The sequence below is a fragment of the Kitasatospora sp. NPDC049258 genome (genome assembly GCF_040678895.1).
In the GTDB taxonomy this organism is placed as follows: Bacteria; Actinomycetota; Actinomycetes; order Streptomycetales; family Streptomycetaceae; genus Kitasatospora.
This window is the reverse complement of sequence record NZ_JBFAQT010000084.1, coordinates 1-6,094: the sequence shown is the minus strand read 5'-3', so window position 1 is coordinate 6,094 and position 6,094 is coordinate 1. Positions and strand designations below refer to the sequence as shown.

At 72.2% G+C, this 6,094-nt stretch carries 5 protein-coding genes; 2 read left to right on the top strand and 3 right to left on the bottom strand.

Annotated elements, in window-relative coordinates:
• Window positions 1-101: 101 nt before the first annotated feature.
• The 3 genes from AB0K43_RS31100 to AB0K43_RS31090 all read right to left on the bottom strand — a co-directional run bounded on the left by AB0K43_RS31100 (window position 102) and on the right by AB0K43_RS31090 (window position 3,561).
• Window positions 102-881, bottom strand: a complete 780-nt coding sequence (locus AB0K43_RS31100) for an alpha/beta hydrolase (RefSeq protein ID WP_363645724.1) — start codon at window positions 879-881, stop codon at window positions 102-104.
• Window positions 882-1,070: 189 nt separating this feature from the next.
• A complete protein-coding gene (locus AB0K43_RS31095) occupies window positions 1,071-2,546 on the bottom strand; it encodes an MFS transporter (protein WP_363645722.1) in 1,476 nt (491 codons plus the stop codon).
• A 4-nt stretch (window positions 2,547-2,550) separates the two neighbouring features.
• Complete coding sequence (locus AB0K43_RS31090; protein WP_363645720.1) at window positions 2,551-3,561, bottom strand: NADPH:quinone reductase; 1,011 nt, start codon at window positions 3,559-3,561, stop codon at window positions 2,551-2,553.
• A 276-nt stretch (window positions 3,562-3,837) separates the two neighbouring features.
• Between AB0K43_RS31090 and AB0K43_RS31085 the strand changes: the two genes are divergently transcribed.
• Entirely contained in the window at window positions 3,838-5,034 is a 1,197-nt protein-coding gene (locus AB0K43_RS31085) for an acyltransferase (protein WP_363645718.1), read from the top strand.
• A gap of 60 nt (window positions 5,035-5,094) precedes the next feature.
• Window positions 5,095-5,949: an NAD(P)H-binding protein gene (locus AB0K43_RS31080; protein ID WP_363645716.1), complete on the top strand. Its 855-nt coding sequence runs from the start codon at window positions 5,095-5,097 to the stop codon at window positions 5,947-5,949.
• Window positions 5,950-6,094: the final 145 nt, after the last annotated feature.

Sequence of the window (6,094 nt, the reverse complement as noted above, 5' to 3'; positions counted from 1 at the left end):
GGGGGGGGGCGGGGGGGGGGGGGGGGGGGGGGGGGGGGGGGGGGGGGGGGGGGGGCGCCCCCCCCCCCCCCCCCCCCGGCGCTCGGTCCTGCGGGCGGTGGTCAGTCCTGGTGGATGAAGTCCTGGATCAGCTTGACCAGCTCGGCGGCCTTCTCCAGGACGGCGACGTGGCCGCTGTCCAGCTCGGCGTAGCTGCTGCCCGGGAGCTGGGCGTGCAGGTCGCGGGTGAGGGCGACCGGGACGGTGATGTCCTGGGTGCAGCCGACCACCAGGGCGGGGGCCTCGATCTTCGGGAGCAGCTCGCGGATGTCGAGCCGCAGGTTGAGGTCGATGTGGCGCAGCGCACCCTCGGTGGCCTGGTTGCCGGCGACGATGTTCTCGATCGTCTCCCTGCCGAGGATGTTGAGGAAGGCCGGGCTGAACGCGGTCAGGGTGCCGAACCGGCCGAAGGCCTCGGCGTTGCCGGCCATGGCGCGCCAGGCGGACATCATGTTGCGCAGGTACTCGTCGCCCGGGTTGGTCCAGCCCGCGGTGAGCACCAGGCGGCGGACCAGGTCCGGCCGGATCGCCGCGACGGCCGCGCCGACCACCGAGCCGAGCGAGAAGCCGGCGATGTCGACCGGGCCGTCGGCGGCCTCCTCGATGACGGCGATGATCTGCTCGGCGAGCAGCTCGACGGTCAGCTCGCCACCGTCGTCCGTGGTCTCGCCGCAGCCGGAGAAGTCCGGCAGGATCACGGTCCGGCTGTCGCGGAAGTGCTCGACCAGGTGGCCCCAGGTGCCCTCGGCGCCGAAGCCGGTGCCGTGGATGAGGACCAGGCCGGGGCCGGTGCCCTCGGTCCGGTAGCTGACCTGGGCGGTGCCTGCGGAGACGGTAGGCATGGTGGTTTCTCTCCTCATGGTGTCGGGAGGACAACACGGACGACGGAGGTACCGCCGGGTGTTGCGGTTGATCTACTCCGTGTAGGGCAGACGGCTGCGGCGTGGCGTCCGGATTCCATTCAAGCCGGGCGCCGGTTCGCCTCGCATGCGGACGACCGAGAGAGTGTCAGGTCGCCCGCGTACGGCCGGTCAGGAGGCGACGGGCTCGGCGACCGGGGCGGCCTCGGCCGGTGCGGCCTGGGCCTCGGAGCCGCCCTGCGGCGCCTTCTTGAAGTTCAGCGCGACCAGGACCAGCAGGGCGATGCCGGCGGTGGCGACGAACACGGCGGTGCGCAGCCCGTCGTTGGTGGCGGTGCGCAGCGCCTCGCCGGACAGGCCCTCGGTGCCGGAGTTGGCGATGGCGACCAGCACGGCCAGGCCGACCGCGCTGCCGACCTGCTGGCCGGTGGAGACGATGCCGGAGGCGATGCCCTGCTCGTACGGGTGCACGCCGGTGGAGGAGGCGGCGAACATGGTGGTGAAGATGACGCCCTGGCAGACGCTGAGCACGACCAGGCCGGGCAGCAGCGCGAGGTACGAGCCGTCCGTCGACATGGTCAGGCCCATCGCCGCGGTGCCGGCGCCGCCGATCACGAAGCTGGAGATCAGGGTGGGCCGGATGCCGAAGCGGGTGGCCAGCTTGCCGCCGAGCATGGAGCCGAGGAAGCCCGCGACCATCGGGATCAGGAAGGCGTTGCCGGTCTCCAGTGCCGTGTAGCCGTGCACGGTCTGGAAGTAGACGGTCAGGAAGTAGAGCAGGGTGCCGAAGGTCGCCATGAACAGGAAGGTGGTGGCGACACCGGTGGAGAGGTTGGGGTTGCGGAACAGCCGCAGCGGCATCAGCGGGTCGGCGCTGCGCGCCTCGATCGCGATGAACGCGGCGACCAGGGCGAGGCCCACCAGCGCGCTGGTGAGGATGAGCGGGGAGGTCCAGCCGGAGGTGGGGGCCTGCACCAGGGTGAAGACGACCAGGGTGGCGCCGACCGTGGCGGTCAGCGCGCCCGGCAGGTCGAAGCGGCGGCCCTTCTCGCGGGCGCCGTCCGGGGTGATCAGCGAGAGCGCGAGCAGGGCGGCGCCGCCGGCCAGCGGGACGTTGACGTAGAAGACGGCCTGCCAGCCGAAGGCCTGGGTGAGCACGCCGCCGAGCAGCGAGCCGATCACCATGCCGCTGGCGCCGGCGGCGGCCCAGACCGAGAGCGCGCGGTTGCGCTCCTTGCCCTCGGTGAAGCTGGTGACCACCAGGGCCAGCGTGGCCGGGAAGAGGAAGGCGCCGCCGAGGCCCTGGACGGCGCGGGCGCCGACCAGCAGGGCGGGGGAGCCGGCCAGGCCGCCGACCAGTGAGGAGACGGCGTACAGCGACAGGCCGAGGACGAACATCCGGCGGCGGCCGAACAGGTCGGAGGCGCGGCCGCCGAAGAGCAGGAAGCCGCCGAACGCGACGGCGTAGGCGCTGACCACCCACTGCAGGGTCTGGGAGGAGAAGCCGAGGCCGCTGCCGATCTCGGGGAGCGCCACGTAGACGATGTTGTAGTCGATGGAGACGATCAGCTGGGCGAAGGCCAGCAGGGCCAGGAGGAGGCCCGAGCGGCGCTGCCTGGTGGCCAGGTCGGCTGCTGCGGAGGACATGGCATTACCTTTCGGTGGTGGACGGGCTGGTGGGCACGAGGGCGGGGAGCAGGACGACCCGGCGGCCGTTCAACTCGCCCTGTTCGAGGCGGTGGTGGACCTCGCGGGCGGAGCTGAGCGGGCGCCGCTCCAGCGAGCGGGGGCGCAGCCGTCCGGCGGCGAGCAGGCGGTTGACGGCGACGGCCGCCTCGGCCAGCTCGGCGCTGGTGGCGTGCGAGATGACGAACCCTCTGATCGAGCAGTCCTTCATGTAGAGCGGCCCGACCGGGAGTTCCGGTCTGGACCGGGCGCCGGCGAGCAGCACGACCCGGCCGCGCGGGGCGAGCAGCTCGACGGCGCCGGCGAGGTCGTTGGCGCCGGAGGTGTCCAGCAGGACGTCGACGCCGGCGGGGCAGGCGGTGCGGAGCAGCCGGCCGAGCTCGGGGTCGCGGTAGTCGAGGACCTCGGCCGCGCCCAGGGCGCGGCAGTACTCGGCGTCCCGGGCCGCCGCGGTGGCGACGACCCGGGCGCCGGCCTCGATGGCCAGGGTGACGAGGGCACTTCCGACGTTGCCCCCGGCGCCGGCCACCAGGACTGTGTCGCCGGCCCGGACCTGTCCGTGGGTGAACAGGCCCAGGTAGGCGGTGCCGGCGGGGTGGACCAGGGCGACCGCCTCGATCGGATCCACCCCCGCGGGCAGGTGGTAGAGCCGGTCGGCCGGGACCACGGCCTGTTCGGCCGCGGCGCCCTGCCGGCCGCCGTGACCGAGGCTGTTGCACCAGACCAGGTCGCCGGGGCGAAACCCGGGGGCGCCCGGGCCGGCCGAGACGACCCGGCCGGCCAGGTCGCGTCCGATCACGAAGGGGAAGTCGACGGGGGTCCGGAACACACCCGATCTCACGAAGGTGTCCACCGGGTTGACCGAGACCGCCAGGACGTCGACCAGGACGTCCGTCGGGCCCGCGACCGGGGCCGGCACCTCGCCGTAGCGGATGTTCTGCGGCGGACCCAACTGCTCGATGAAGGCTGCGCGCATGGTCCCTGATCCTGGCAGCGGGCCGCCGATCCGGCCTCTGCCGAGCGGATCGTTCGTCAACTCCGTTTGAGAACCGCAGGTCAGCGGTGGTCGGCCGGAACACCTGACACACTACACGGTGCAGGGCAGAGCTTCACCTACACCGTGTAGTGCAATTGAGGGGCAGGGCCGCCCCGGCGGTCCGCACCAAGACCCGAGGAAGCCCGCGAACTCCCTTCTCGCGACCTCAGCCCGCTGCCCAGGGCCCCCGCGGCCCGAACCCGAGGACGGTTACCCATGGCCATCGACCAACTCGTCAAGAGTCCCGGCACCCCGACGCCGGCCGGCGCGCCCGACACCGGGGCCCCCGGCGCCCGGCGCTCCTTCGCCACCCGGCTGCCCTCGCTCACCGGCCTGCGGTTCCCGGCCGCGCTGCTGGTGTTCGCCTACCACGCCGGGCTGCCGATCCCGTCGATGCGGGTGCTCGCCGACGACGCCGCGGCCTTCGACCTCTACAAGGTGGTCGGCCAGATGGGCGGCCTGGGCGTCTCGTTCTTCTTCGTGCTGAGCGGCTTCGTGCTGACCTGGTCGGCGAGAAAGCAGGACACCGCGAAGGCCTTCTGGCGGCGCCGGTTCGTGAAGATCTACCCGAACTACCTGATCTCCTGGGCGCTCGCCCTCGGGTTGTTCGCCAGCGCCTACACGCCGGCCAGGACCGCGATCGCCAACCTGTTCATGCTCCAGGTCTGGGCACCCGACTTCAGCCTCAACTTCAGCGTCGACCCGCCGAGCTGGTCGCTCGGTGCGGAGGCGGTCTTCTACGCCTCGTTCCCGCTGCTGCACCGGCTCTTCCTGCGGATCCGCCCGCAGCACCTGAAGTACTGGGTCACCGGCGCGATCGCCGGCATCATCGCCACCCCGGCCGTCGCCTACGCGCTGCTCCCGGACGGCCCCGGCATCCCCGGCGGTGAGCTCAGCTCGGTCTCGCAGTACTGGTTCAGCTACGTCCTGCCGCCCGTGCGCCTGCTGGACTTCGCGCTCGGCATGCTGGTCGCCCACGCGGTGCTGAACGGCCGCTGGCGCAACATCGGGATGATCTGGTCGAGCGCGCTCCTGGTCGCCGGCTACGTCCTGACGTACTACGTGCCGTACCTGTACGGCCAGCGCGCGGCCTGTATCATCCCGATCGTCCTGCTGATCGCTGCCGCTGCCGTCGCAGACGCCGAGAACCGCTTCACCATCTTCCGCAACCGGACGATGCTGTGGCTCGGCGAGATCTCGTTCGCCTTCTACCTGCTGCACTTCGTGGTCCTGACCTACGGTCGGACCCTGCTCGGCGACCGGATGTTCTCCACCCCCGCCGGTGCCCTGATCCTGGTCGCCGAGGTCGGCGTGTCCGTCCTGCTCTCCTGGGCCCTGTACGCCCTGGTGGAGCGCCCCATCACCAAGCGGTTCTCCAAGCCCCGCAAGCGCGGCCCGCAGCAGATCGGCTGACCGAGCGTCATCCGCAGTGCATCCGACCGACTTTCAGATCTGAAACCAGGAGAGACTGTTATGAACACCGAGCCGATCCTCGTCATCGGAGCCGGCGGCCAGGTGGGTGCTTCCGTGGTGGAGCAGCTGGTCGAGGCGGGCGCCAAGGTCCGGGCCAGTGCCCGCAACCCCGAGAAGCTGTCGGTACCGGCCGGGGTCGAGGTGGTCGAGGCCGACGTGCTCCGGCCCGAGACGCTGCCGGCCGCGCTGGCCGGGGTGCGCAAGGTCTTCCTCTACGCCCTGCCGCAGGGCATCGCCGACTTCCTGGACGCGGCCCGGGCCGCCGGCGTGGAGCAGATCGTCCTGCTCTCCTCGCAGACCGTGGTGGACGCCTTCCCGGAGCAGAAGCCGATCACCGAGATGCACCGGGCGGTGGAGGACGCGATCGCCGGCTCCGGGATCGCCCACACCTTCCTGCGGCCGCACAACTTCGCCACCAACATCCTGATGTGGGGCTGGCCGGAGTCGATCCGGGCCGAGGGCCGGGTGCGCTTCCCCTACCCGGAGTCGCACAGCGACGCGATCCACGAGAAGGACATCGCCGCGGTGGCGGTCAAGGCGCTCACCGAGCCGGGCCACGAGGGCCAGGCGTACTTCCTCAGTGGCCCCGAGTCGGTGACCCAGCGCCGCCAGCTGGAGATCATCGGTGAGGTGACCGGCCGGGAGCTGGTCTTCGAGGAGCTCACCGACGCCGAGGCCCGCAAGGCGCTCGAGCCGATCGTGCCGATCTGGGTGATGGACGCGGTGGTGGGCTACTGGGAGCACTCGGACGGGATCCCGAGCCACCTGAGCGACACCGTGGAGCGGATCACCGGCCGGCCGGCCCGCGGCTTCGCCGAGTGGGTGGCGGACCACGCGGCGGACTTCACCGGCTGAGGCCGGCCGGCCCGGACGGGTCGGGGAAGGGACGACGAGGCCCCCGAGGGGTGCGGACACGAGCCCCGGGGCCGTGGTGAGCTCACCTGGAGGAGCGTGCGGTCGTCCTCGACGGCGCGGACGCGCTGCGCGCCCTGGACGGGCC

Bases quoted from the DNA above. Each gene is read 5' to 3' on its own strand.
- AB0K43_RS31100 (WP_363645724.1), bottom strand. From the start codon at position 881: ATGCCTACCGTCTCCGCAGGCACCGCCCAGGTCAGCTACCGGACCGAG.
- AB0K43_RS31095 (WP_363645722.1), bottom strand. From the start codon at position 2,546: ATGTCCTCCGCAGCAGCCGACCTGGCCACCAGGCAGCGCCGCTCGGGC.
- AB0K43_RS31090 (WP_363645720.1), bottom strand. From the start codon at position 3,561: ATGCGCGCAGCCTTCATCGAGCAGTTGGGTCCGCCGCAGAACATCCGC.
- AB0K43_RS31085 (WP_363645718.1), top strand. From the start codon at position 3,838: ATGGCCATCGACCAACTCGTCAAGAGTCCCGGCACCCCGACGCCGGCC.
- AB0K43_RS31080 (WP_363645716.1), top strand. From the start codon at position 5,095: ATGAACACCGAGCCGATCCTCGTCATCGGAGCCGGCGGCCAGGTGGGT.